Source organism: Stenotrophomonas maltophilia group sp. SKK55, assembly GCF_057179845.1.
This window is the reverse complement of record NZ_JBXUHP010000059.1, coordinates 652,773-678,066: the sequence shown is the minus strand read 5'-3', so window position 1 is coordinate 678,066 and position 25,294 is coordinate 652,773. Positions and strand designations below refer to the sequence as shown.

Below are 25,294 nucleotides of genomic sequence, written 5' to 3'. Positions count from 1 at the left end.
GGCGTCAGCTGATCGTTCCGACCAGCTTCAGGCGCTTGTCCTCCGGCACCTCGCTGTAGGCCAGGACCGACAGCGAAGGAACGCTGTGGCGGACCAGGCGGGCCAGCGCGGCGCGTACCGGGCCAGGTACCAGCACGACCGCGGGCTCGTTGCGGGCTTCCTGCTTGCTGACACATTCGGCCAGGCTCTGGTGCAGTCGCTCAGCGAGTCCGGGTTCCAGCGCGGCGCCGTTGCCCTGCGTGGACTCCTGCAAGACACGTTCCAATTGCGGGTTGAGGGTGAACACCGGCAGCTCCGCCGACATTCCGGCGATCTCCTGCACGATGAAGCGGCCCAGTGCGGTGCGCACGGCGGCGGTCAGCACGGCCGGGTCCTGGCTGTTCGGCGCGTGTTCGACCAGTGCTTCGGCGATCTTGCGCAGCTGGCGGATCGGAATGCGTTCGACCAGCAGGTTCTGCAGCACGCGCACCACCGCCGACAGCGGCAGCGCCTTGGGCGTCAGATCTTCGACGAGCTTGGGCGCGCTCTTGGCCAGGTTGGCCAGCAGATGTTGCACTTCCTCATGGCCGAGCAGCTCGGGTGCGTGTTCGCGGATCAGGTGCGACAGATGCGTGGCGACCACGGTGGCCGGGTCGACCACCGTGTAGCCCAGCGTTTCGGCCTGGGCGCGCTGGTGCGGCTGGATCCAGGTGGCATCCAGGCCGAACGCGGGATCCTTGCCGGCAATGCCCTCCAGTGCGCCGAGCGCGCTGCCCGGGTCCAGGGCCAGCTCGCGGTCGGGGTGGATCTCGGCGGTGGCCACCGGCACGCCATGCACCAGCACGCGGTAGCCGTTGGCCGGCAGTTCCAGGTTGTCGCGGATGTGCACCGAGGGAATCAGGAAGCCGACATCCTGGGTCAGCTTGCGGCGCACACCCTTGATGCGCGCCATCAGTTCACCGCCCTGGTTGCTGTCCACCAGCGGGATCAGCCGGTAGCCGACCTCCAGGCCCAGTGGATCGACCGGGCGCAGCTCGTCCCAGCTCAGTTCGGCGGTCGGTGCCGCGGCGGCCGGGCGGCCGAGTGCATTGAGTGCGGCAGCATCGGTGCCACTGCCTGTCGCATCGGCAGCCGGTGCCTTGGTCTTGCGATACAGCTTCCAGGCGATGAAGCCAAGGATCGAGGCCAGCGTCAGGAAAGCGACGTTGGGCATGCCCGGCACCAGGCCGACCAGGCCGATGATGCCGGCGGTGATCGCCAGCGCGCGGTACTGGCCGAACACCTGGCCGGTCATGGCCTGGGCCATGTCCTGCGAGCGCGAGGCACGGGTGACCAGCATCGCCACCGCGCTGGACACCAGCAGCGCCGGCAGCTGCGCCACCAGGCCGTCACCGATCGACAGCAGGGTGTAGGTGGCGGCGGCGTCGCCGAACGGCATGCCATGCTGCAGCACGCCCACGGCCAGGCCGCCGAGCATGTTGATGAACTGGATCAGGATGCCGGCGATGGCATCGCCGCGGATGAACTTGCTGGCACCGTCCATTGCACCGTAGAAGTCGGCTTCCTCGCGGACTTCCTCGCGGCGCAGCTTGGCTTCTTCACGCGTCAGCAAACCGGCGTTGAGGTCGGCGTCGATCGCCATCTGCTTGCCGGGCATCGCGTCCAGGATGAAGCGCGCGGTCACTTCCGAGACGCGGCCGGCGCCCTTGGTGATGACCACGAAATTGATGATGGTCAGGATCGCGAACACCACGATGCCGACCGCATAGTTGCCGCCGATCACGAATTCACCGAAGGCGGCGATGACCTTGCCTGCGGCATCGTGGCCGTTCTGGCCATTGAGCAGGATCACGCGGGTGGAGGCGACGTTCAGCGCCAGCCGCAGCATGGTCGTGATCAACAGCACGATCGGGAAGATGGTGAAATCCAGCGGGCGCTTCACGTAGACCACCGCCAGCAGCACCATCAGCGAGATGGCGATGTTGAAGGTGAACAGCGCATCGAGCACCGGCGCGGCCAGCGGCACCACGACCATGGCCAGCAGGGCCAGCACGATCAGCGGCGCGCCAAGGCCCTGGCGGATCATTTCCAGGGCGCGGCGGGTGTTGAATCCGGTGGCGGGCTGGGCGCTCACGTGCGGCCTCCCTTGCCGAATTCATCCACCTGGATGTGCGGGGCGTCCGGCATCGGGCCAGTGCGCCAGGCGCGCAGCTGGTAGACGTAGGACAGAACCTGGGCGACGGCCGAATACAGTCTCACGGGGATTTCCTTTCCGAGTTGGCCTTCCCGATACAAGGCGCGTGCCAAAGGCGGGGCAGAGACGATCGCGACCTTGTTGCCGTCGGCCACTTCACGGATGCGCAGGGCGGTCTCGTCCACGCCCAGCGCGACCACGGTGGGGGCGTTCATGGCGCCGCCCTCGTATTTCAGGGCCACCGCGTAGTGGGTGGGGTTGACCACCACCACGTCCGCCGTGGGTACCGCTTCCATCATCCGGCGGTTGGCCATCTGCTGCTGCAGCTGGCGGATACGGCCCTTCACCTCGGGGCTGCCCTCGCTTTCCTTCATTTCCCGGCGCAGCTCTTCACGGGTCATCTTCAGCTTGCGCATCCAGTTCCAGCGCTGGTACGGCGCGTCGATGGCGGCCAGCACCAGCATCGCGCCGGCGGTGGCCAGCAGCAGGCGCAGGGTGAAGCCGAGGCCGTCGGTGATGGCGGTCTCCAGCGGGTGGTGGATCAGGCCGCGCAGGGTGTCGAAGCCGGACCACACCACCAGCCCGGCGGCGACGCCGACGAAGGCCACGCGCAGCAGCGATTTGGTGAACTCGGCAATGGCCTCCGGGCCATACAGGCGCTTGAGCCCGCTCATCGGGTTCATGCGGTTGATGTCAGGCAGCAACGCCTTCTGCGACCAGCGCAGGCCGCCCATCACCAGCGGGGCGACGAAGCTGGCCAGCAGGCAGACCAGCACCAGCGGCGCGATCACCAGCATGAACTGCAGCAGCAGATCACCGAAGTGGCCGAACAGTTCCTTCGGGTTCTGCCGCAGGCTCTGCTCGGGGCTGAGCGCCTGCTTCATCCAGGCGCTGGCGCCGCGTCCGATCGAGCCGCTCATGGCCATCACCGCCAGCACGCCGGCACCGAACACGGCGGCGGTGCCCAGTTCGCGCGAGCGCGGCAGGTTGCCCTGTTCACGGGCGTCGCGCAGGCGCTTTTCGGTCGGTTGTTCGGTCTTTTCGCCGGCGGATTCGTTCTCGGACATCACGGGCACTGCGGCAGGGGGTGCCGGGGTGCGTGCAAGAACTGTTCCACGCATGGCATGGATCTACCGACGACCCTCCTGTAGAGCCGAGCCCATGCTCGGCTGCGGTTGGCTCCAAGCGCGAGGCGCAGCCGAGCGTGGGCTCGGCTCTACAGGAGGGTGCCGCAGGAATCGTTCCGTGATGGCGGGTGGTCGCGCTGCCCGGCGTTATCCGGGCGGGTGTTGTTGCGGTGGGCTCTGCGCCAGTTCCACCCGCGGCCGCGGCAGGTCGTGCAGCTGCATGAAGCGTGCGGCATCGACCGGGCGGCCCAGCAGGTAGCCCTGCAGGTAGTCGCAGCCCAGCCGCTCCAGGTAGGCACGCTGCGCCGCAGTCTCCACGCCCTCGGCGACGATGTCCATGTCCAGCGCGTGGCCCAGCGCTACGATCGCCGAGACGATCACCACGTCTTCGGCGCTGTGTTCCAGGTCGCGCACGAAGGCGTGGTCGATCTTGATCTCCGTGGCCGGCAGCCGCTTCAGGTACAGCAGGCTGGAATACCCAGTTCCGAAATCATCGATGGAGATGCCCACGCCCAGCGCAGACAGCGCCTGCAGCAGGCGAAGGCTGGTATCGGTATCGCGCATGACCGTGCTTTCGGTGATCTCCAGCACCAGGTGGCGCGGGGCAATGCCATAGCGCTCGATCACTTCACGCACATCCTGCAGCAGGTGTGGCGAACTGAACTGCACCGGCGACAGGTTCACCGACATCGACCAGCCTTCATGCCCGGCGTCGCGCCAGCGCCGCAGTTGCTGGCAGGCCTGGTCCAGTGCCCAGCGACCGATCTCGTTGATCGCGCCGCTGCGTTCGGCCAGGCGGATGAAGCGGTCCGGTGGGATCAGCCCGTGCTCCGGGTGCTTCCAGCGGATCAGCGCTTCGGCACCGGCCACCTTCTGCGTGGCCACGCGGATCTTCGGCTGATAGTGCAGGAACAGCTGCTCGCTGCCGATCGCACGGCGCAGGTCGGCCAGCAGCCGGAACTGCTGCTCGGCACTGTCGTTCATCCAGTCGGCGAACAGCACGAAGGCGTTGCGTCCGGATTCCTTGGCCTGGTACATCGCCGCGTCGGCGAAGGCCATCAACTGGCGCTCGCTGGCAGCGTGGTCGGGGCAGATCGCCACGCCGATGCTGGCAGTCACCTGCAGTTCGTTGTCCGGCAGCAACGGGCCGCTGCCCACCGCCTGCAGGATGCGCCGGGCGAGGGTGGGCAGGTCCTCGTCGTGCTCGATGCGCACCACCAGCACGAACTCGTCGCCGCCCAGACGGGCCAGCATATCGTTGGGCCGGAGCAGCTGGCGGGTACGCTCGGCCACCGCCACCAGCAGTGCGTCGCCGGCCTGATGGCCGTAGGCATCATTGACCTGCTTGAATCCGTCCAGGTCCATGAACATCACCGCGAAACGGCTGCCGCCCTGTTCGGCTTCGGCCAGCGCCTGCACGATGCGCCGCTGCAGCAGCAGGCGGTTCGGCAGGCGGGTCAGCGGGTCGTGCAGCGCGGCTTGGGTCAATTCCTGCTGGGCATCGGTCAACGAGGTGCTCAGCATCGAGTTGCGCAGCCGCAGCAGCTGCGCCTCCACCCGCTGGTCCAGCCACGAGACCACCAGCACCACCGCCAGGATCGCAACCGTCAACACCACCACCAGCATCGCCAGCCACTCGCTCTGCAGGCCGTCACCGACCGCCGCGCCGCAGATGCTGCCTTCCGGGAAGCGCGCGGCCGCCATGCCGGTGTAGTGCATGCCGACGATGGCCAGGCCGAGCAGGCCGGCGGCCGCCAACCGGTCACCGACGCGGGTGCGCTGCGCGCGCAGGCGGAACGCAACGTACAGCGCGGTCCATGACGCGGCCACCGCCACCACCAGGGAGAGCAGCAGCCAGCCCGGGTCGTAGTCGATCCCGGGCTGCATGCGCATCGCCGCCATGCCGACGTAGTGCATGCCGGCAATGCCGGTGCCCATCAGCAGGGCACCGCCGGCCAATCGCGGATGGGGCAGGGTGCGCAGCGAGACCAGCCACAGTGCGAACACCGACGAGGCGATCGCCAGGGCCAGCGAGAGCAGGGTGATGGGCAGGTCGTAGCCCAGTGCAATGGGCAGATCGAAGGCCAGCATGCCGATGAAGTGCATCGACCAGATACCCAGGCCCATGGCGAATCCGCCCCCCAGGCGCCACCACCAGGCGGCTGCCCGGCCCGGGGCGGTGACCGTGCGCCCGGCCATGGCCAGCGCCGTGTACGACGCCATCACGGCAACCAGCAGCGAGATCGCCACCAGCCACGGGTTGTACGTGCCTACCAGCATTCGTCAGTCTCCCGGACTTGCCTGTCGACGGAAACCACGGTGGGGCATGCATGAGGCAGGCCAACGCGAACGGGCGTCGGCCAGGTGCGGCATCCCCCCGGTTGCCGCGCATTCACTCTAACGCGCAGACCCGGGGGGACTTCAAGCGGCAATCCGTGAAATTGCGCCCCTGTAGAGCCGAGCCGATGCTCGGCTGCCACTCCTGCCGAAGGCAGCCGAGCATGGGCTCGGCTCTACAGAAACAAATGCATGGCAAGCAGTAGAACGTGATGACCGGGTCAGCGTGTGACCGCGTCCGCGGCCTGGAAGGCGGCGTCGAACAGGCGCTGTACCGGCGGCCCCATTTCCCCGGCCAGCAGCGCCAGGAGGAACAGGCCCAGCAGCAGCGAGACCGGCAGGCCCAGCTGGATCGGGTTCAGCGCAGGGGCGGCACGCGCCAGGACACCGAAGGCCAGATTCACCGCCAACATCGCCACGGTCAGCGGGATGGCCAGGCTCAGCGCGCCGCGCAGCACGGTCAGCAGGAAGGTCGGGGCGATGCTGAAGAAGGCATGGGGATCCGGCAGCGGGGCGCCAATCGGCAGCGCGCGATAGCTGTCCACCAGCAGCGAGATCAGCGCCAGGTGGCCGTTGGCGGTAAAGAACAGCAGCCCGAACAGCAGGTAGAACCACTGTCCGATCACACCGGAGGTGCCACCGCGCAGCGGATCGCTCATCTGCGCGAAGGCCAGGCCGGTGCCCTGCGCGATCAGTTCGCCGGCCATCGCGCCGGCTTCGAACACCAACCGCAGCATGAAGCCGATGGATACGCCGATGGCCAGCTCGCGGGCGATGGTCAGGACCGTGGCGGCGTCGAAGCCGGTCCAGTCCGGCACCGGGGGCAGCAGCGGGGCCAGTGCGATGGCCAGGGTGCCGGCCAGCACCACGCGCACCCGTGACGGAACCGCACGGGTCCCGACCATGGGCATGGCCATGGCCACCGCGCCAATGCGCAGCATGGTCCACAGTACGGTGCCGATCATGCCGAAGGCCTGCAGGCCGTCGGCAGCCATCTGGGTGGCGGCGTCCATCGAAGCGCGTGTCCTAGCCGATCAGGTGTGGAATGCGCTGGAACAGCAGCGTGGTGAATTCAACCAGGTGGCCGATCAGCAGGCTGCCCAGCGCGAACAGCACTGCGGTCAGCGCTGCCGCCTTGGCGACGAAGGCGATGGTCGGTTCGTTGAGCTGGGTCGCGGCCTGCACGACACCAACCACCACGCCCACCACCAGTACGGTGAGCAGCAGCGGGCCGGCCACCCACAACACGGTGATCAGGCCGCCACGCAGTTCAGTCAAGGCAAGTTCGGGAGACATTCGGGTTCCATCTGCTCATGTAGAGTCGAGCCCTGCTCGACTGCGCGTTACGGGGGATATCAGGCCGGATTGAAGCTCGCCGCCAACGTACCCACGGTCAGCACCCAGCCATCGACCAGCACGAACAGCAGGATCTTGAAGGGCGCCGAGACCAGCATCGGCGACAGCATCATCATGCCCATCGACATCAGCACGCTGGCAACGACCAGGTCGATGATCACGAACGGGATGAAGATCAGGAATCCGATCTCGAAGGCGGTCTTCAGTTCACTGGTGACGAACGAAGCGACCAGCACCGGGAACGGGATCGCGTCGGGGCTGGCGTAGGTGCCATGCCCGGCGATGCCCGCAAAGGTCATCAGGTCGGTCTCGCGGATCTGCGCCAGCATGAACCCGCGCAGTGGCTGCGTGGTCAGCGTCCATGCGGTCTGGAAGTCGATGTCGCCGTTGAGGTAGGGCGCCATGCCCGCGCTCCACGCCTTGTCCCAGGTCGGCATCATCACCATCGCGGTGAGGAACAGGGCCAGGCCCAGCAGTACCTGGTTGGACGGCGTCTGGCCGGTACCCAGCGCCTGGCGCAGCAGGCCCAGCACGATGATGATGCGGGTGAACGAGGTCAGCACCAGCAGCGTCGACGGGATCAGGGTGATCGCGGTCATCAGCAGCAGGGTCTGCAGCGGCAGGCTGACCGGCTGGCCGCCGATCTTGCCGACGTTGACGTCCGGCAGCGGGGTGGCCGGAGCGCCGGGCGCGGCGAACGCCAGTGCCGGCAACAGGCACAGGGCAAGCAACAGCAGCCACGGCATCAGGGTGGCGGGACGGGTACGGGGGACACGCATGTCAGGGATCCTTGCGCAGCCGCTGCTGCAGCAGCTGGGCGAAATTCGGAAGATTCTTGAAGTCCGGCACGCGCACCGGCGCCGGTGGCGGCAGCGGTTCGGGCAGGGTGTGCAGGGTGTTGATGCCGCCGGCGGTGACGCCCAGCAGCAGCTGCTGGCCGTTGACCTCCACCACCACCACGCGTTCCTTGGCACCGACATTCAGGCTGGCCACCACCTTCATGCCTTCGGCCGGGCGGAAGCCGCTGCCAGGCATGCGCTTGAGCAGCCATCCCAGGCCGATCACCAGTGCAAGTACCGCCAGCAGCGCCAGCACCGCACCGAGCAGGCTGGGTGCGGCGGCCGCATGCTGGCCGACCTGGGGGCCGATCGGCGCGGCGGCCTTGCCGACCGCCAGCAGGGTGGAGGCCAGCAGGCTCAACGCAGTCTCCGGATACGCTCGCTGGGGCTGACCACGTCGGTCAGGCGCACGCCGAAGCGGTCATTGATCACTACTACTTCGCCGTGGGCGATCAGGGTGCCGTTGACGAACACGTCCAGCGATTCGCCAGCACCGCGCTCCAGTTCCACCACCGACCCCTGGTTGAGCTGCAGCAGGTTGCGGATCGGCAGGCGGGCACGACCGACTTCCAGCGACAGGGTCACCGGCACATCGAGGATCACGTCCAGGTTCAGGTCCGGACCATTCGCCTCATCGGCCTGCAGGCTGCTGAACTGGGCCGGGGTCGGTTCGAGGGCGTCGATATCGTTCATTGCGGGTCTTCCTGGATGACGGGTACGCGCGGGCGGGTGCCCGGCGGATGGGTAGCGGTGATCTTCACGGCGTTCATGCCGTTGGCGATGCCGAACTCGCCGGTGAACACGGGGATGTTCTCCACGCACAGCGGCACCTGCGGGCTCAGCTCGATCGGCAGGATGTCGCCGACCTTCAACTGGGTCAGGTCGCGCAGGGTCATGCGCTTGCTGGCCAGCACGCTGGACAGGGTGACTTCGGCGACGTTGAGCTGCTCACGCAGGGTCTTGCCCCAGCTCTCGTCGCGGTCGTTGCGGTCGCTCTGGATGCCGGCGTCGAGCAGTTCGCGGATCGGTTCCAGCATCGAGTAGGGCAGGGTGACGTGGATGTCGCCGCCGCCACCGTCGAGCTCGACGTGCAGGCGGCACACCACCACGTACTCGCGCGGGGTCACGATGTTGGCGAAATGCGGGTTGATCTCCGAGTTGATGTACTCGAAGTCGACATCCATCACCGGTGCCCACGCTTCGCGCAGATCGGCGAAGGTCTGCTTCAACAGCAGGTGGATCACCCGCATTTCAGTAGCCGTGAACTCGCGGCCCTCGATGCGGGTGGGGTAGCGCCCGTCGCCGCCGAAGAAGTTGTCGACGATGGCGAACACCAGGGTCGGCTCGAACACGATCAGGCCGGTGCCGCGCAGCGGCTTGAAGCGGATCAGGTTCAGGTTGGTCGGTACATACAGCGAGTGCATGTAGTCGTTGAACTTGATCAGCTCGATGCCGCGCACCGACAGTTCGGCCGAGCGGCGGATCAGGTTGAACAGGCCGATCCGCCACAGGCGCGCGAAGCGCTCATGGACCATTTCCAGGGTCGGCATGCGACCGCGGATGATGCGGTCCTGGCTGGCGAAGTCGTACGAGCGCGCTTCGCCTGACGGGGGTTCCGCATCGGTCTCGACCGCGCCACTGTCCACGCCGTGGAGCAGGGCATCGATCTCGTCCTGGGACAGCAGATCATTCATCGGTGGGCCCTTACTGGGTCACGAAGCTGGTGAACAGCAGATCGTCGGCGCCGTTGCTACCGGTCTCGGCCTTGAGCACCTTCTGCACCTCGGCCAATGAGGCGGCCTGCAGCTTCTGCTTGCCGGCGACATCGGCGATCTGGTCCGGGCTGACCTGCGAGAACAGCATCAGCAGGCGCGCACGGATGGCCGGGGCGTGGGTCTTGATCGCTTCCAGCGCGGCCGGGTCGCGGGTCATCAGCTGAACCTCCAGCTGCAGGTAACGTGGGCCGTCGACCGGGCCATTGAGGTTGACCACGAAGGCCGGATCCAGTGCGAAGTACTGGGCCGGGGCTGGAGTCGCGCTCTTCTTCGGCGCCTGTGCGGTCTTCTCTTCGTGCTTGGACTGGGTGAAGAACCACACGCCGCCACCGGCAGCAGCGGCGGCCAGTACGGCCACCAGCGCGGTGATCAGGATCGGACTACGCGGCTTGGCGGCCTTGTCCTTCTCGGCGGTCTTCTTGGTTTTGTCAGCGGCTGCGGCCACGGGGTGAAGCTCCTGAGGGTTGCTTCACCGGGATATGCAAGGGGTGTGCCGAAGGCCGGGCAGCGGGTGCGACGGAATTCCGTCGGAAACCTGTGCCGGTAGGTGCCAACCTTGGTCGGCACGCCTGTCAGGCGTAAGCGTCCAGCAGTCCGCGCTGGCGGATCAACTGCGCCGACGACACGCTGGCGTCGCCCGGCGTCGGTTCTCCGTCGCCGAGGATGCCGCTGCCACCGGGCTGGCCCGGCGCATTGCCGCCACCGCCCGGTGCCTGGTGGCCGACATCGGCGTGGGCCAGCTGGAAGCCCTGTTCGCCCAGCAGCTCGCGCAGGCGCGGCAGGCTGCTTTCCAGCGCTTGCCGAACGTCCACGTGCGGGCTGCTGAAGCTGGCATGCACCTTGTCGCCGTTCAACTGCAGGCGCACGTCGACCGGGCCCAGGTCGTCCGGGCTCAGGCGGATGTGGGCGTGGCCGATCTTCTGGTCGGCCAGCCAGCCCAGCCGTGCGCCGATGGCCTGGTCGAAGCCATCGTCACCCAGCACGGGTTTCGGCGTCGGTTCGCCATTGAAGATCGCGTTGCCGGTGGCGAGTGCGGCCTTGAGGTCCTGTACGGCGGCCGCTGGCGGTGAGTGCAGGAGGGGTACGCTGGTGCGGTCGCCAAGTGCAGCCACGTCGCTGCCTTCGCCACGCTCGGCGCGCTTGCCGGGCAGGATCATCTCCGGCAGTGGCAGCGCCGTGGCATCGTCCGGGCTGGTCGCCGCCGGTTTGCCGTCAGCCGCCGCTGGGGTTGTGGTAGCCGTCGCCGGCGCATCTGCAGGCAGTGTCGGGTTCGTGGCGGGGGCAGCAGCAGGCAGCGCGCTACCGTCGCTGGCCAGCGCTGGTGCAGCGGTGGTCGGCAGCGCAACGGCCGGATCGGCAGGCGTCGGCATCGCCAGAACCAGGCCGGCCAGGCCCGGCGGTGGCCACGGGGCGTCCTCGGTCGCGGCGGGCTTGTCCTTTTCGGTGCCGGGTCCAGCCGGGGTCACGGCAACGGGCGGCAGCGACGACGTTTCAGCGGTTGCCGCTTCGGCGTCCGCGGTGCGTTCACCCGGTGCCTGGCCATTGCTGTCGGCGGTCGATGGTTGGCTCGGCGTGGATGGCATCGGTGTCGTGGCGCTGCCGGCTGGCGTGGGTGCAGACGGTGCGCCGCCCTGCAGCAGCTGGCTGAAGTCCTTTCCGCCTTCGCTGCGCGAGGCGCGTGCGGCACTGTTGCTGGTGGCGGGCGTGGCCGTGTTGGCGCTGCTGGCGAGCGGGGCGGGCATCACGAGCGGCCTCCCTGCTCGGCGCCGTCCTGGTCTTCGGCCTGCACCAGGCGTGCACGCCGTGCGCCAATGTCGTCCATCTCGCGCTGGTCGCGGCGGTCGGTCACCACCTTTTCCTGCGCCCGGTAGCTGGCGGCCAGCTGCTCCAGCACCGCCTTGTCACGGCTGGCCAGGATCAGGCGTGCGCGCTCGGCCTCCACTTTTTCGCGGTTGCCATTGACCGTGGCCTGCTGCTGCTCGACCGCGCTGTCCAGTCGATCGAGGAAGGCGCGGCGGTTGAGCAACTGTGCCGGGCTGGTCGCCGCCATCTGTGCGTTGGCGTACTCCTCGGCATAGCGGCGCAGTTCGTCCAGTCGCGACAGATGGGTGTCGAGCACGCGCTGGCGTTCGGCCAGGTCGCGGGCGACCGCGTCCTCATGTTCCTGGGCCCGCTTGAGCAGGGGATCGATGCGCTTGGACTGGTTCATGGCTTAACTCTCTTGTTCCACCAGGCGCTGCAGCGCCGCCTGGCTGTGCGGGAGATCTGCGGCCTTGGCAACGTCCTGGCCGAGGAACTCCATGATTTCCGGCCAGCGTTCCAGGGCTTCGTCGGTGGCCGCGTCGTTGCCGCGCTGGTAGGCACCGATCGCGATCAGGTCCCGGTTGGCCGAGTAGGCCGAGACCAGTCGCTTCAACTTGCGGATGCGCAGGCGCCACGGTTCGTCGGCGATTTCCGTGACCACGCGGCTGACTGACGATTCGACGTCGATGGCCGGGTACAGCCCGCTGTCGGCCACGCGGCGCGAGAGCAGGATGTGGCCATCGAGGATCGCGCGCGCGGCATCGGCGATCGGATCCTGCGGATCATCGCCTTCGGTCAGCACCGTGTAGAACGCGGTGATCGAGCCACGGCCCTTGGCGCCATTGCCGGCGCGTTCGACCAGTGCCGGCAGCTTGGCGAACACCGACGGCGGATAGCCGCGGGTGGTCGGCGGTTCGCCGACCGACAGCCCGATCTCGCGTTGCGCCTGGGCGAAGCGGGTCAGCGAGTCCATCAGCAGCAGTACATTCAGGCCCTGGTCGCGGAACCACTCGGCAATGGCGGTGGCGCGGTAGGCACCATGCAGTCGCGCCAGCGGCGGCCGGTCGGCAGGGCTGGCGACCACCACGGCGCGGCGCAGGCCTTCCTCGCCCAGCGTGGTCTCGACGAAATCGCGCACTTCGCGGCCACGTTCACCGATCAGGCCGACCACGATCACGTCGGCGGCGGTGTAGCGGGTCATCATGCCCAGCAGCGTCGACTTGCCGACGCCGGAGCCGGCGAACAGGCCAACGCGCTGGCCGCGGCCGATCGGCAGCAGCGCGTTGATCGCGCGCACGCCCACGTCCAGCGGCTGGGTGATCGGTTCACGCGCCAGCGGATTGATCGACACGCCGGCCATGCCAACATGGCCTTCGGCGCGGATCGGGCCCTTGCCATCCAGCGGCACGCCGTCGCTGTCGATGACGCGGCCGAGCAGGCCTTCGCCCACTTCCACGCCGCCCCGGCGCGCCGATGGCACCACCCGCGCGTTGGGCAGCAGGCCATGCAGTTCGGCGCTGGGCATCAGGTAGGTGCGTTCGCCGGCGAAGCCGACCACTTCGGCGTCGACCCAGCCACCATCGACCACTTCCACCTTGCAGCTGGCACCCAGCGGCGCTTCGCAGCCGACCGCTTCCAGGGTCAGCCCGACCGCACGGCGCAACACGCCCTCGCGGATCAGGCCACGACCATGCGCGGTGTCCACGCGCAGGCCATCCAGGCGCCGGGCCAGGCGCAGATTGCGGGCCACGGCCCAGTCGGCCGGCGGCGGAGTGGTTTGTGGGCCGGCACTCATGCCGTCGCTCCGGTCTGGCGGATCACCGCATCCAGCGCACCGCGCAGGCGGGCTTCCAGCGTGCCGTCGATGCGCACGGCTTCGGCGTGCACGCGCAGGTCGCCACGGCTGAGGCTGGTATCCGGTACCAGGCGCTGCGTCGGCGAAAGATTCAACAGCGGGGCGAGGGCAGCGATGTCATCCGGATGCAGCCGCACTTCCACCTCGCGGGTGCTGCCCCCCACGGCGTCGATCGCTTCGCCGACCAGCTGCGCCAGCAGTGCCGGCTCGGCTTCGTAGGCGCGGCCGACCAGTGCGCCGGCGATGCGCACCGCCAGTTCGCCGAGGGCGCCGACCACTTCGTTCTCCAGCCGCACCAGCGGCCGGCTGAAGTTGTCCAGGATCCCTTCGATCTGTGCGGCGAGGCGACGTACTTCGGCCTGGCCCTGGCCGTAGCCGTCGGCATGGCCCTGTTCGAACCCTTCCTTCTCGGCGCTGTCCTGGATCGCCTGGATCTCTTCAAGGGTCGGCAGCTGCAGCGGCGGCTCCGGTTCGTGCTCCGGATCCGGCTCGGTGAGTGCGAACGCATCCTCCTGCTCCAGCACTGGTTCGGGCTGGGCCAGCAGGTCCGGGGCAAGCCAGCGCACGACGTTGCTCACAGCATGGCCTCCGCGCTGCCACCGATGGTGACGGTGCCTTCATCGGCCATGCGCTTGACGATGGCCAGGATCTCGCGCTGCGCGCCTTCCACGTCGGACAGGCGCACCGGACCGCGGGCCTCCATGTCTTCGAGCAGGATTTCGGCCGCGCGCTGCGACATGTTGCGGGTGATCTTGTCGCGCACCTTGATGTCGGCACCGCGCAGGGCCAGGCCCAGGCGCTCGCCGCTCACCTCGCGCAGCACCAGCTGCATCTCGCGGTCGTCCAGGTCGACCAGGTCGTCAAACACGAACATCAGGTCCTGGATGCGGTTGCTCAACGGCGCATCGATGCGCGCGATTTCGCCCAGGATCGCCTGGTCCTGGCCGCTGTCCATGAAGTTCAGGATGTTGGCCGCGCACTGCACGCCGCCGATGTTCGATGACTTCAGGTTCTGGTTGCCGGCGAACTGGCGCTCCATGATCTCGTTGAGTTCATTGAGCGCGTTCGGCGGAATACCGTCGAGGGTGGCGATGCGCAGCAGCACATCCACGCGGGTACGGTCCGGCAGCAGCTTAAGCGCGTCGGCGGCCTGGTCGGTTTCCAGGTGCGCCATCACGATGGCGATGATCTGCGGGTGCTCGTTGCGCACCAGGTCGGCCACCGCACGCGGGTCCATCCACTTCAGCGCGTCCAGGCCGGTGGTGTTGCGGCCGAGCAGGATGCGGTCGATCAGGTTGCCGGCCTTCTCGCTGCCCAGCGCCTGCACCAGCATGTTGCGGATGTAGTCATCCGAGCCCACGCCCAGCGAGGTCTTCGAGCCCAGATCCTGGCCGAACTGGTCCATCACCCGTTCCACCTGCTCGCGGGTGATGTCGGTCATGGTGGCCATGGCGATGCCGATCTTCTGCACCTCCTTGGGTTCCATGTGGCGCAGCACTTCGGCCGCATCCAGCTCACCCAGCGAAAGCAGCAGCACGGCCGCGCGCTGTACACCGGTCAGTTGTGCCTCAGTCATTGGCCACCCAGCCCTTGACCACCTGGGCCACGCGCTTGGAGTCGGTCTTCACGGCTTCACGCGCCATCCGCAGTCGTTCCTCATATGAATCCACCGGCAGTGCGAGCGCATCCGGTCCGCCCAGGCTTGCCCGGTCGGTGCCCAGCGCCGGCAGCGGCATGCCATCGTCATCCACCAGCTGCACGTCCGCGGTGTGCGGCTCCAGTGCCTGCGGGTCGTCCTTCCTGTTCTGGCCGGTGATCGCGCGCAGCGCCGGGCGCAGTACGCCGAACAACAACGCCAGCACCACCACCGCGCCGAGGAGCATGCGGCCGGCATCGTGCACCCATGGCAGTTCCCACCAGGCCGGGCCTTCGACCGGCGTGGTGTCACGCACGAACGGGGCATTCATCACCGACACGGTGTCGCCACGCTCGGCGTTGAAGCCGACGGCCTGCTTCACCAGCGCCTCGACGCGGGTCAGTTCCGCGGCCGACAGCGGTTGCGGGCTGACCTTGCCGTTGGCACCGGCGCGCGGCACGTTGTCCACCAGTACCGCCACCGACACGCGCTTGATGCGGCCGGCCGGCTGGCGGGTGTGCTGCAGGGTGCGGTCCAGCTCGTAGTTGCGGGTGGCGTTCTTGCTGCTTTCGGTCGGGGCCTGCGCGGTGGCCGGCGCGGCCTGCTGGCCCGGCGGGCTGTTGCTGGTGGCACCCGGCACGCCCTGCGGACCCGGCGTGCTGGTGGTGTTCTCGCTCATCTGCTCGCTGCGCAGCTTCTGCGGTTCACCGTTGTAGAGCTCACGGGCTTCCTCGGTCACCGAGAAGTCCATGTCCACGCTCACTTCCGGATTGACCCGGCCGGGGCCGGTCATCGGCTCCAGCAGCTCGCGGATGCGCTGGTTGAACGAGGTTTCCTGGCGTCGCACCTGCTCGAACTGCGCGGCGTTGACCGCCGCCTCGCTGTTCGGGTCGGTGATGCTGAGCATGCGCCCGCTCTGGTCGACCACGGTCACCCGTTCCGGCGCCAGGTCCGGAATGCTGGCCGCGACCATGTGCACGATGGCGTCCACCTGGCTGCGTTCCAGCTGCTGGCCGCCACGCAGTTCCAGGGTGACCGAGGCGCTGGCCACGTCACGCTGGCGGGTGAAGGCGCTGGGCTTGGGAATGGCCAGATGCACGCGTGAATCACGTACCGGGCGCAGCGTGTTGATGGTGCGCGACAGCTCTGTTTCCAGCGCGTGCTGGTAGCGCGCGCTTTCCACGAACTGGCTGACGCCGAAGCCCGGATCGCGTTCCATCAGCTCGAAGCCGAGCTTGCCGCTGTCGGTCAGGCCGGAGCCGGCCAGCTTCAGGCGGGCGTCGTGCAGGTTCTTTTCCGGCACGGTGATGCCACCGGTGGCCGGATCGAGCGCGAACGGAATCTGTGCCGCGCGCAGCAGGTCGGTCGCTTCAGCGGTCGCCTTCTGGTCCAGGCCGGTGTACAGCGGGACCATGCCCGGCTTCTGTGACCAGAAGAACACGGACAGGCCTGCCGCCACCGCCACCGCGATCATCGCCATCAGGCCCAGCCGACGGGTGATCTGCAGACTCTGCAGGCGGTCGAACCATTGCCCGGCCTTCTCGGCGTTCAGGCTGTCCTTGGAGAGCGTCAGTGCCATGCGTCAATGTTCCTTACAGCGGCATGTTCATCACGTCCTGGTAGGCCTGGACGAGACGGTTGCGGACTTCCACGGTGGCGCGGAAGGCGATCTGGGACTGCTGCGAGGCGACCATCACCTTGGCCAGGTCGGCGCTGGGGTCGCCCATTTCGAAGGCCTTGGCGAGGGCGCCGGACTTCTGCTGCGCATCGTTGACGCCGGCAATCGCACCACGCAGGGTTTCGGTGAAGCTGGCCGGCTGGGCTTGCGGCGCGTCCAGCACCGTGCCCGGCAGGGCGTTGCTGCGCGGCGCTTCGCCCAGCGGGTTGAGCGCCGGCTGTCCCATCTGGGTCTGATAGGAGCGGATCTGCGAAAGGATCGAAGTGACGGAGTGGGACATCTGCAACGGTTCCAGAAACAGGGATGGGGTTGTCTGCTGGAACCAGTGCAAGTGCCGTGCCGAAACCGGTTTTCGATTCAGTGAAGTGAGGGTTGTGGGTGTGCTGGCAGGGCTGCGCCCTGCACCCGCCGACGCGACGTCAACATCAACGTCAAAATCGGGCTATCCGTGGGGTGGCGGGGTGGGTCCGGTTGCGGGGGACGCCGTGAATACGTCCCTGTAGGCTCGGTCGCGCCATCCATGGCGCTCACGCCCCCGCAACCGGACCCACCCCGCCTTCGACAGTTGGCCGCGATCTGTTGGAACCTGCTGCTGATGGTGGGTGCCGACCGTTGGTCGGCACTAATCGGATGGGGTCAGATCCCGTTGCAACGCAACGGGCTCTGACCCCGGTCGTGGCGCCATTTATCCGGCGTCGGTTTTCTGGCCTAGGGCTGCAGGGTCCAGCGGCCGGAATTCTGGCGCTGGCGCGGGGCGATGGGGCCGTCGTGCTGGGTGTAGATGAAGCGACCCTGGCGGTCGCTCTGGCAGGTCAGCAGCAGGGTGTAGTGGGCGGGACCGGCCGGGTGGGCCTCGGTCATCTGGATTTCCGCGATATGCGGGGCCAGGCGCTGGTAGCGGTAGCTGCCGCCGATGCGCAAGTCAGTGCCGAGGATGTCCAGCACGTACTGGCTGCCGGCAAAGCTGAGCTGCACCATGCGTCCGGCGTTGGGGTTGTCGGATGCGTACAGCGGGTCGCTGAGGTTGATGAACTGGCGCTGGTCCAGCGTTGCGGGCAGGGTGCAGTTGGCGGCAGTGACCAGGGCCGGGTAGAGCAGGCTGGCGAGCAGGGCAAGGCGATGCATGGTGGAACCTCCATGGGGGTGTCCCTGCCATGCTCCGCACTGCGGCCGTGTTGTCTCTAGGAAAACATGCAAAAGCAATGGGCTCAGATCGCGTTCCGTAGCAAAGGGATGTGAGCCCAGGCGCCAGAAACACCAACGCCCGGGCAAGCCCAGGCGTTCGTGCCCCCTTCATGCTGGCGATGCGTTTCAGCCGGCCAGTTCGGCCTGCTCGCGCTCGATGCCGTACTTGCGCAGCTTTTCCACCAGGGTGGTGCGGCGCAGGCCGAGCAGCTGGGCGGCGTGGGCGACCACGCCCTGGGTGCGTTCCAGTGCTTCGTTGATCAGGCCCAGTTCGATGTTGGCCATGTGGTTGCGCAGGTCCATGCCTTCGTCAGGCAGCGCCGCCGGCGCCGCCGGGCGATTGACGGCGATGCCGTGCTCCAGCGCCGGCTGGTTGCCGCTGCCCGGGGTGTGGAAGGAGAAGCTACGCAGGTCCAGGCGTTCTTCGCTGGCGACCGGCTGTGCCGGTGCCGGCGTGGCGGCGGCCAGTGCCGCATCGCCACGGTAACGGGCCGGCAGGTCCTGCACGCGCACCGAACCACCCGGATGCAGCACCGCCAGGCGCTCGACCAGGTTGGTCAGCTCGCGCACGTTGCCCGGCCATTCGTAGCCGGCAAGGGCCTGCAGCGCTTCCGGGGTGAAGCGCACTTCGCCACGGCCGGTGCGGGCCAGTTGCGCGGCGATGGTTTCCACCAGCGCTGGCAGGTCTTCGCGGCGCTCGCGCAGCGCGGGCACTTCGATCGGGAACACGTTGAGGCGGTAGAACAGATCCTCGCGGAACTTGCCCTCGGCGATGCGGGTCTCCAGGTCGCGGTGGGTCGCGGCGACCACGCGCACGTTGCAGCGGATGGTCTGGTTGCCGCCGACGCGCTCGAAGCTGCGTTCCTGCAACACGCGCAGCAGCTTCACCTGCATCGGCAGGCTCATGTCGCCGATTTCGTCGAGCAGCAGGGTGCCGCCCTCGGCCATTTCGAAACGGCCCTTGCGCGCCGTCAGCGCGCCGGTGAAGGCACCCTTCTCGTGGCCGAACAGTTCGCTTTCCAGCAGGTCGGCCGGAATGGCGCCGCAGTTGATCGCCACGAACGGGCCGTCACGGCGCGGCGAGCGCTGGTGGATGGCGCGCGACACCACTTCCTTGCCGGTACCGGATTCGCCCAGCACGAGCACGGTGGTATCGAATGCGGCAACCTGCTCAATCATGGTACGCAGTGCAGTCACCGCCGGGCCGTTGCCGGTCGGGCCTTGATCCTGCGCGGCGCCGGCCTGATGCTCGGCGTCCAGGCGCTTGAGGCTGGCGCGGCGCAGCAGGGCTTCCATCTGTGCGTGGCGCAGCGGCGTTTCCAGCGGCCAGATATTCGCTTCATGCAGCCCGTGCTGCCGGGCAAACACTGCAGCATCACCATCGGCCAGCAGCACCGGAGGCGGCAGGCTGCTGCCGCCCAGCCAGTTGTACAGCGCGGTGCTGGCGGGGCTGTCGTCCAGGCTGCCGACGATCACCGCCATCCAGTCGTTCTGGCGCTGCCGGCCCAGGTCGAAGTCGGTCGCGTCTGACACCCAGCGCGGATTGAAGTCCATGAATTCCAGCAGGGCAACGGTACGCTCTGCGCGCACGGCGTCGTTGTCCAGCACCAGGATGCGCGATTCACTCACGACTGTTCCTCCCTGAGGCCTTCCAGGATCGGCATCACTTCCTGGATGTAGGACAGCTTGCTGACAAAGTTGTCGGCACCGGCACGCAGCGCGTGTTCGCGGTGCTCGGCGTCATCGAAGTGGCTGGCGATCACGATGTACGGTGCATCGTCCTGCGACTTGATCAGGCGGGTGGCCTGCAGGCCGCCCATTTCCGGCATGGCCAGGTCCATCAGCACCACCTGCGGGCGCAGCGTTTCCGAGCGCTCGATCGCTTCCAGGCCGTTGCCGGCACTGCCGACGATCTGCAGCCAGTCGATCTTGCGGAAATGGCGCATCGCCGCGTTGATGAAGCCCTCGTGGTCATCGACCAGCAGGACCGTGAGCTTGTTCATGTCCAACATCCTTTTCAGCCCACCCGGGCCAGCTGCGGTTGCCTGGCGCTGAGCCGGCGCCGTTCGCGGGCCGGGGCGATATCCAGTTGTTCTCGGTATTTTGCGACGGTTCGGCGGGCAATGTTCACCCCCTGGCGTGACAGCAGGCCGGCAATGGCCTCGTCGGCCAGCGGACGGCCGGCGGGTTCGGCGTCGATCAGGCGGCGGACCATGGCTTTCACCGCCTGGCCGGAGACGCTGGCGCCTTCCAGGCGCACGGCGAAGAAGTGCTTCAGTTCGAAGGTGCCGCGCGGTGTCTGCAGGAACTTGCCGGTGGTGATGCGTGAGACGGTGGACTCGTGCATGCCGATTTCCTCGGCCACTTCCTTCAGGGTCAGCGGGGCCATCGCCTCTTCGCCACGCACCAGGAAGGCGGCCTGGCGCTCGACGATCACCCGCGCGGTGCGCAGCAGGGTGTCGTAGCGCATCGACAGGCCGCGGCTGAACCAGCGCGCCTCCTGCAGCATCTCACGCAGTGCCGGCGCGGCTTCGCTGGTTTCGGCCAGCGCCTGTTCGTATTGGCTGTTGATCGAGACGCGGCGGCTGGTGGCCGGGTTCAGTGCCACCTTCCATTGCCCATCGGCGTGCCAGGCCACGACGTCCGGCACCACCACCGCGTTGCGTTCGGGCAGCAGGCTGTCGCCGGGGCGGGGCTGCAGCGAGAGGATCAGGCGCACCGCCTCGCGCACGTCGTCGATCTCGGCGTCGTGCTGGCGGGCGAGGGCGGGGTAGTCGTGCGCGGCCAGTGCCTCGAGCGCGCCATCGAGGATGCGGGCGGCCAGGTGACGCGCGGGGACCACACCGTGCAGGCTGCGCAGTTGTGCCTGCAGGCCTTCGCGCAGGTCCTGCGCAGCCATGCCAGCCGGTTCACCGTGCAGCAGCTGCTGGCGGATGGCCTCGACGCCGTCGGCGGCGATGTCGAACTGGGCGCTGGCCAGCAGCTGCAGCTGCGCCAGTGGCGCCTGCAGGTAGCCGGCCTCATCGCAGTGGTCGAGCCAGAACGCGGCCACCGCCAGTTCGCGGTCGTCCATGTCCAGCGCCAGGCGCTGCAGCACGCGTAGCTGCGGGTCGGTCGACTCACCGGCGGCAATGCGCGCCATGCGATCGTCGTCGCCGTCCTGCCAGCTGGCGCCGGCCACGTCCCACATCGAAGACTCCGGTAACTCGTCGAACGCAGCGGTGTCCAGCGTGGTGGCGGCGGCCTCGGTGGCATCAGCGGCAGGCGCTTCGGCCTCTTCGATCTCCAGCAGCGGGTTGGAGTCCAGCAGGCGCTGGATTTCCTGTTCCAGGTGCAGGCCATCGAGCTGCAGCAGCCGGATCGACTGCAGCAGCTGAGGGGTGAGGTGAAGTTGTTGGCCCAGCTGGGTCGAGAGTGCAGCCTTCATCGTGGTTCCCCGGCGCCGCTCCCCGGCGCCTTGTGGAACGCATCTTGCTTTTGATCCGGCGTGGGCGGAATCGGGGGGTTCCTGAGGGGGTTCGTGGTTGTCCCGACAGGATGTAGGGATTATCCCTACATTGGCTCGGGATATTGACGAAGCCGGCCGCCAAGTCATTGATTCGTCGTGCCGAAGCGGCGGGGTTCGCGGCGGCCGGTGTACGGATTCCTGTCAGGGAATGTCGGGGCGACGGGAATTCGTCGTCAGTGCAGGGCCTTGCCCGCTACTGGCGCTTACTCCAGCTCGTGCTGGTGGCGCGCGGCCAGCAGCAACAGGTCATTGGCGCGGCGGCAGCCCAATGACTCCATCATGCGTGCGCGGTGGGTTTCCACCGTCTTCACGCTGATGCCGAGGTCGGCGGCGATTTCCTTGTTGCTTTCGCCCTTGCCGATGCGGCGCAGGATCTCGCGCTGGCGCGGCGACAGCGCGGCAATGCCGGTAGGCTTCTCGCGGCCCAGCATGGGGGCCAGCATCTTGGCCGAGATCTGGGGACTCAGGAACACCTGGCCGGCATGCGCGGCGCGCAGCGCCAGTTCCAGCTCCTGCGGTGCTGCATCCTTCACCACGAACCCGACCGCGCCACGATCCAGGGCATCGCGCACATGCGCGGCATCGTCGTGCATGGTCATCATCACCACCCGGGTGCCGGGGGCGCGCAGGCGGATGTCGCTGAGCGCTTCCAGGCCGGTGCGGCCCGGCAACGAGAGATCCATCAGCACCACATCCGGCGCATGCTGCAGGGCCAGCTGCAGTGCCTGTTCGGCGTTGCTGGCCTCGGCGACGAGCTGCACGTCGGCAAACCCCTGCAGCAGCCGCGCCAGGCCGGCGCGGACGAGGGTGTGATCGTCGACGATGAGAACTCGCACAGGCACGCAACAGATCCGTGTAGGGGAGTCCACCTTAACTTAGCTGAACGGGCGCGCCAAGGCTTGCCCGCCAAGCGTGATGGTGGCAGCTTTCAGCGCGCCCGACGTGCCTCGGCCACCTGCCGGCGGTGCAGTCGGAACAGGTGCCGCTCCATGGCCATTTCCAGGCCGTCGCCCAGGCGCTGGAAGCGCAGCCACAGGAAGTGGCCGCCGCCGCCGTCGGCTGCCTCGGCGATCACTTCCACCGGCAGGTCGATGTGGTCGGGCAGCCAGTCGCTGGGCTGCAGGCGCACCACGCCGGCCTGGCCGGGGCTGGCACCGCTGCGCGGGCCCAGCTGCAGGCGGATGCCACGGCGCGACCAGCGCACCGGGCGCAGGGGCAGTTCCAGGCCCTGCTGGCGCACCAGGCGGCCGAGCAGCACCATCGCCAGGTCCAGCTTGGCTTCAAGGCGTTGCAGCTGCAGGGTGGCCTCGTTGCGTTCGTCGTGCTCGTCAACACGGCTGTCCTCGACCAATGCCAGGCTGCGCAGCAGGCCTTCGGCACCGCTGGTGCGTCCGGCCGCGCTGCCCGCCTGGAACTCGGCCGGCAGGGCCAGCTCGCAGCTGAGCGTTTCGTCGAACAGCTCGCTTTCCGCAGGATGGTGCAGCGACGTGGTCGGCAGCTGGGTCATGCCAGCGATTCTGCCTGCAGGTAGGCATGGGCGGCGCGAAGAGAGCGCTGGCCGTCATTCATCAGTGCGGCCGCTGCATCGCGGCGCTGGCGCAGCAGGCCGAGAAGGCTCTGCTGGCGCTCGAACAGGGCGCTCAGCGGCGCGTGGTCCGCAGCGGTCAGCGGCTGGCTGAGCAGGGCATGCAGGGTGCTGTCGTGCCCGTCGAGCAGGCTGTCGGCCTGGTCCAGGGCATCATCGCCCAGTGCCTTCTCGAAGGCATCCAGCTGCGCGTGCAGTTCGGGCAGGCTCATGGCGCCACCGCGGCCGGCCGGCGCTGTTCGTGCGGGATCGCGTTCCAGGCGCTGTCGATCTCGCCCAGCAGCTGCAGCGATTCATCCAGCGCGGCGCGGTCGTTGTGCAGGTTGGCTTCGGTGAGGCGCTGCAGCACGTAATCGTACAGGGCCGACAGGTTGCCGGCGATCTCACCGCCGGCCTCATGGTCCAGTGAGCCGTTGAGATGGCCGACGATCGCGCAGACTTCGCCGATCGCCTTGCCCTTGCCGGCCTGGTCGCCGCGCTCGAGGCTGGCCAGGGCGCGACGCACGCGCTCCAGCGCGCCGGCCAGCAGCATCGCCACCAGTTTGTGCGGATCGGCATCGGCGACCGCACTGGTCACTCCCACCTGGCGGTATTGCTCGGCATATTGACGGCTGGAACCGTACATTCGTGATTCTCCTTGCGCGGGGTGCCGTCGGGTGATCGTGGGGATCGGTGCCGGCGGCGCGGCGATGATTGCTGTTGCGTCCGTTATCGGTGCATTGCGCGGCAAACTTGAGTGCCACGCACGCATCGTCAGCGGTTCAACTGTGCCAGCTGCTGCTGCAGCGCCGTGTTGCTCTGCTGCAACTTGCCCATCAGGCTGTCCAGCGCGATGAACTGCTTCTTGTAGCGCTCTTCCACGCTCTTCATCCGCGTGTCGAGATCCTTGCGGCGCTTGTCGATGTTGTCCAGCGTGGTGTTCAGGCCTTTGGTGCGCGCGACGAACGCGCCTTCCTTGCCGACCGTGGTGCTGACATAGCCGTCAACCAGCGTGTACAGCTTGCCGGCACCGCCGGAATCACCGGTGATCGCCTGGCGCATCTTCTCCGGCTGGCTGGCCAGTGCGGCGGCGAACTTGGTGGTGTCCAGGATCAGCGTGCCGTCGGCATTGGGGTAGCCGCGGGTATCCAGACCGATCGCCTTGGCATCGAGCTTGTCACCGGCCAGGTCCTTGAGCACGCTCGACATCACCGAGCGCAGCTGGCTGGTGGCGCCGCGCATCTGCGCATCGCCGGTCAGCGTGGAGGCTTCCTTGGTCTTGGCGTCGTACTTGGTTTCGGTGTTGATCGCCGCCAGTGCGGCGTTGTAGGCCGTTACGAACTCCTGCATCACCTTGGTGGCCGCCGCAGTGTCGGTGCTGATGGTCACCGTGCTGGTGCCCGGCATCTTCAGGTTCAGGGTCAGCCCCGGAACCGCATCGGCCACGGTATTGCTGGCGCTGACGACCTTCACGCCATCGATGGTCAGCTCGGCATCGGCGGCGGCGGTGTTCTGCTTCAGGCTGTTGACCAGCCCCCCCAGCTTGGCGTCGCTGCCTGCGTACTCGAGCTTGATCGCGTTGGCGGCACCGGTCTTCTCCTGGGCGATCGACAGGTACTGGTTGTCGCCGGAGCTGATCAGGGTGGCCTGCACGCCTTCCTTGCGGCCGGCCGCATCGATCTTGTTGCGGATGGTGGTCAGCGTGTCGCCGTCCTCCACCTCCACGTTCATGGTCTTGGCCTTGTCGCCCACGCCAACGGTCAGCGTCAAGGTTCCGGCAGCAAACGTGTCGGTCTTGGGTACCGAAGTATCGGCGATCAGTTTGTGCGCGGTGGCCAGCGAGGTGACATTGACCACGTGCGTGCCGTTGGAGGCCGCAGCCTTGGTGGTGCCAACGTCATACAGCGCGACCGACGCCGTCAGGATCTCGTCGGTGCCCTTGTCGCCGCCTTTGCTGGCGGTCACCGTGCGCGTGTCGAACGCGGTGGTGGCCTTCAGTGCGGTCAGCGCCGTCTTCAGCTTGTCGAAGGCCGAAGTGATGGTGCCGATCGACGACAGCTGCATCTTGGCCTTGGACTGCTGCAGGTTCAGCGCATTGTCGGCGGGCTTGCGGTCAGCTGCGACCAGCTGGTTGACGATGCTGGAAATATCCAGTCCCGAGCCAATGCCACCGTATCCAAAGTCTGCCACGTCGTTTCTCCTGGTATCCGGGCCCGGCCGTCGTGCGCTGGCCCGTCGTCAACGAAAATAGCGGCCTGCGCCGCTGGGTCTTGAGGACTTCGTTGATGCACGTGCCGTGCCACTCGCCTGGCGCAGGTTCTGGCACGCGGGTTGCAGGAGAGCTGGGGCAGGGTGCGGGTGGGTTCACCGCGGGCTGCCGGGAGTCTGCAAAAAGCCCTCCCCCAATGCAGGGGAGGGATCAGGCTACTGACAATCGGGGGGAGACGAAGCCGCCCGG

The 25,294-nt window shown here is 67.7% G+C and carries 26 protein-coding genes; all 26 read right to left on the bottom strand.

The annotated features are described in order from the left end of the window. Positions 1–4 precede the first annotated feature (4 nt). A complete protein-coding gene (gene flhA / locus AC2A1N_RS21255; RefSeq protein ID WP_484373402.1) occupies positions 5–2,113 on the bottom strand; it encodes a flagellar biosynthesis protein FlhA in 2,109 nt (702 codons plus the stop codon). Next, positions 2,110–3,240: a flagellar biosynthesis protein FlhB gene (gene flhB / locus AC2A1N_RS21250; RefSeq protein WP_484373400.1), complete on the bottom strand. Its 1,131-nt coding sequence runs from the start codon at positions 3,238–3,240 to the stop codon at positions 2,110–2,112. Before flhB ends, flhA begins: the two co-directional genes overlap by 4 nt. Before the next feature lie 207 nt (positions 3,241–3,447). After that, positions 3,448–5,580, bottom strand: coding sequence for a putative bifunctional diguanylate cyclase/phosphodiesterase (locus AC2A1N_RS21245; protein ID WP_484373398.1), 2,133 nt, complete (start codon positions 5,578–5,580; stop codon positions 3,448–3,450). Positions 5,581–5,858: 278 nt separating this feature from the next. Continuing rightward, on the bottom strand, positions 5,859–6,650 hold the full coding sequence (gene fliR, locus AC2A1N_RS21240; RefSeq protein WP_049412889.1) for a flagellar biosynthetic protein FliR: 792 nt from the start codon (positions 6,648–6,650) through the stop codon (positions 5,859–5,861). Positions 6,651–6,663: 13 nt separating this feature from the next. Then, positions 6,664–6,933 carry a flagellar biosynthetic protein FliQ gene (locus AC2A1N_RS21235; protein WP_005413254.1) on the bottom strand — a complete coding sequence of 90 codons (270 nt, stop codon included), beginning with the start codon at positions 6,931–6,933 and terminating at the stop codon, positions 6,664–6,666. 59 nt (positions 6,934–6,992) lie between these two features. Further along, the gene (gene fliP, locus AC2A1N_RS21230; RefSeq protein ID WP_484373396.1) at positions 6,993–7,772 is read right to left on the bottom strand and encodes a flagellar type III secretion system pore protein FliP; all 780 of its coding nucleotides are present in this window, start codon (positions 7,770–7,772) and stop codon (positions 6,993–6,995) included. 1 nt (position 7,773) lies between these two features. Further along, positions 7,774–8,172: a flagellar biosynthetic protein FliO gene (gene fliO, locus AC2A1N_RS21225; RefSeq protein ID WP_484373426.1), complete on the bottom strand. Its 399-nt coding sequence runs from the start codon at positions 8,170–8,172 to the stop codon at positions 7,774–7,776. Between the two features lie 17 nt (positions 8,173–8,189). Beyond that, a complete protein-coding gene (gene fliN, locus AC2A1N_RS21220) occupies positions 8,190–8,525 on the bottom strand; it encodes a flagellar motor switch protein FliN (RefSeq protein WP_005409543.1) in 336 nt (111 codons plus the stop codon). After that, positions 8,522–9,526, bottom strand: coding sequence for a flagellar motor switch protein FliM (fliM, locus tag AC2A1N_RS21215; RefSeq protein WP_005416434.1), 1,005 nt, complete (start codon positions 9,524–9,526; stop codon positions 8,522–8,524). The genes fliN and fliM overlap by 4 nt, the downstream gene beginning before the upstream one ends. Before the next feature lie 10 nt (positions 9,527–9,536). Next, entirely contained in the window at positions 9,537–10,052 is a 516-nt protein-coding gene (locus tag AC2A1N_RS21210) for a flagellar basal body-associated FliL family protein (RefSeq protein WP_005416435.1), read from the bottom strand. A gap of 127 nt (positions 10,053–10,179) precedes the next feature. Beyond that, positions 10,180–11,349 (bottom strand): flagellar hook-length control protein FliK, encoded by a 1,170-nt coding sequence (locus AC2A1N_RS21205; RefSeq protein ID WP_484373394.1) that lies wholly within the window; start codon positions 11,347–11,349, stop codon positions 10,180–10,182. After that, positions 11,349–11,816, bottom strand: coding sequence for a flagellar export protein FliJ (fliJ, locus tag AC2A1N_RS21200; protein WP_005416437.1), 468 nt, complete (start codon positions 11,814–11,816; stop codon positions 11,349–11,351). Before fliJ ends, AC2A1N_RS21205 begins: the two co-directional genes overlap by 1 nt. A gap of 3 nt (positions 11,817–11,819) precedes the next feature. Continuing rightward, positions 11,820–13,205 carry a FliI/YscN family ATPase gene (locus tag AC2A1N_RS21195; RefSeq protein WP_065178546.1) on the bottom strand — a complete coding sequence of 462 codons (1,386 nt, stop codon included), beginning with the start codon at positions 13,203–13,205 and terminating at the stop codon, positions 11,820–11,822. Next, on the bottom strand, positions 13,202–13,843 hold the full coding sequence (locus tag AC2A1N_RS21190; RefSeq protein ID WP_061478714.1) for a FliH/SctL family protein: 642 nt from the start codon (positions 13,841–13,843) through the stop codon (positions 13,202–13,204). Before AC2A1N_RS21190 ends, AC2A1N_RS21195 begins: the two co-directional genes overlap by 4 nt. Beyond that, a complete protein-coding gene (gene fliG / locus AC2A1N_RS21185; RefSeq protein WP_484373424.1) occupies positions 13,840–14,826 on the bottom strand; it encodes a flagellar motor switch protein FliG in 987 nt (328 codons plus the stop codon). The genes AC2A1N_RS21190 and fliG overlap by 4 nt, the downstream gene beginning before the upstream one ends. Positions 14,827–14,833: 7 nt before the next feature. Next, positions 14,834–16,480, bottom strand: coding sequence for a flagellar basal-body MS-ring/collar protein FliF (gene fliF, locus AC2A1N_RS21180; RefSeq protein WP_061478713.1), 1,647 nt, complete (start codon positions 16,478–16,480; stop codon positions 14,834–14,836). A 13-nt stretch (positions 16,481–16,493) separates the two neighbouring features. Continuing rightward, a complete protein-coding gene (gene fliE / locus AC2A1N_RS21175) occupies positions 16,494–16,859 on the bottom strand; it encodes a flagellar hook-basal body complex protein FliE (protein ID WP_061478712.1) in 366 nt (121 codons plus the stop codon). A gap of 428 nt (positions 16,860–17,287) precedes the next feature. Then, positions 17,288–17,704 (bottom strand): hypothetical protein, encoded by a 417-nt coding sequence (locus AC2A1N_RS21170; RefSeq protein ID WP_484373391.1) that lies wholly within the window; start codon positions 17,702–17,704, stop codon positions 17,288–17,290. Between the two features lie 186 nt (positions 17,705–17,890). Then, positions 17,891–19,393, bottom strand: a complete 1,503-nt coding sequence (locus tag AC2A1N_RS21165) for a sigma-54 dependent transcriptional regulator (protein ID WP_484373389.1) — start codon at positions 19,391–19,393, stop codon at positions 17,891–17,893. Beyond that, the gene (locus AC2A1N_RS21160) at positions 19,390–19,767 is read right to left on the bottom strand and encodes a response regulator (protein ID WP_005409556.1); all 378 of its coding nucleotides are present in this window, start codon (positions 19,765–19,767) and stop codon (positions 19,390–19,392) included. Before AC2A1N_RS21160 ends, AC2A1N_RS21165 begins: the two co-directional genes overlap by 4 nt. A 14-nt stretch (positions 19,768–19,781) precedes the next feature. Next, positions 19,782–21,191: an RNA polymerase factor sigma-54 gene (gene rpoN / locus AC2A1N_RS21155; RefSeq protein WP_154350734.1), complete on the bottom strand. Its 1,410-nt coding sequence runs from the start codon at positions 21,189–21,191 to the stop codon at positions 19,782–19,784. A 284-nt stretch (positions 21,192–21,475) separates the two neighbouring features. Beyond that, positions 21,476–22,108 carry a response regulator gene (locus tag AC2A1N_RS21150; protein WP_005413261.1) on the bottom strand — a complete coding sequence of 211 codons (633 nt, stop codon included), beginning with the start codon at positions 22,106–22,108 and terminating at the stop codon, positions 21,476–21,478. A 92-nt stretch (positions 22,109–22,200) separates the two neighbouring features. Beyond that, a complete protein-coding gene (locus AC2A1N_RS21145; RefSeq protein WP_061478708.1) occupies positions 22,201–22,779 on the bottom strand; it encodes a PilZ domain-containing protein in 579 nt (192 codons plus the stop codon). Continuing rightward, positions 22,776–23,069 (bottom strand): hypothetical protein, encoded by a 294-nt coding sequence (locus AC2A1N_RS21140; RefSeq protein WP_005416446.1) that lies wholly within the window; start codon positions 23,067–23,069, stop codon positions 22,776–22,778. The genes AC2A1N_RS21145 and AC2A1N_RS21140 overlap by 4 nt, the downstream gene beginning before the upstream one ends. Then, on the bottom strand, positions 23,066–23,482 hold the full coding sequence (gene fliS, locus AC2A1N_RS21135) for a flagellar export chaperone FliS (protein ID WP_005416447.1): 417 nt from the start codon (positions 23,480–23,482) through the stop codon (positions 23,066–23,068). Before fliS ends, AC2A1N_RS21140 begins: the two co-directional genes overlap by 4 nt. Positions 23,483–23,610: 128 nt before the next feature. Further along, entirely contained in the window at positions 23,611–25,026 is a 1,416-nt protein-coding gene (fliD, locus tag AC2A1N_RS21130) for a flagellar filament capping protein FliD (RefSeq protein ID WP_061478707.1), read from the bottom strand. Positions 25,027–25,294 lie beyond the last annotated feature (268 nt).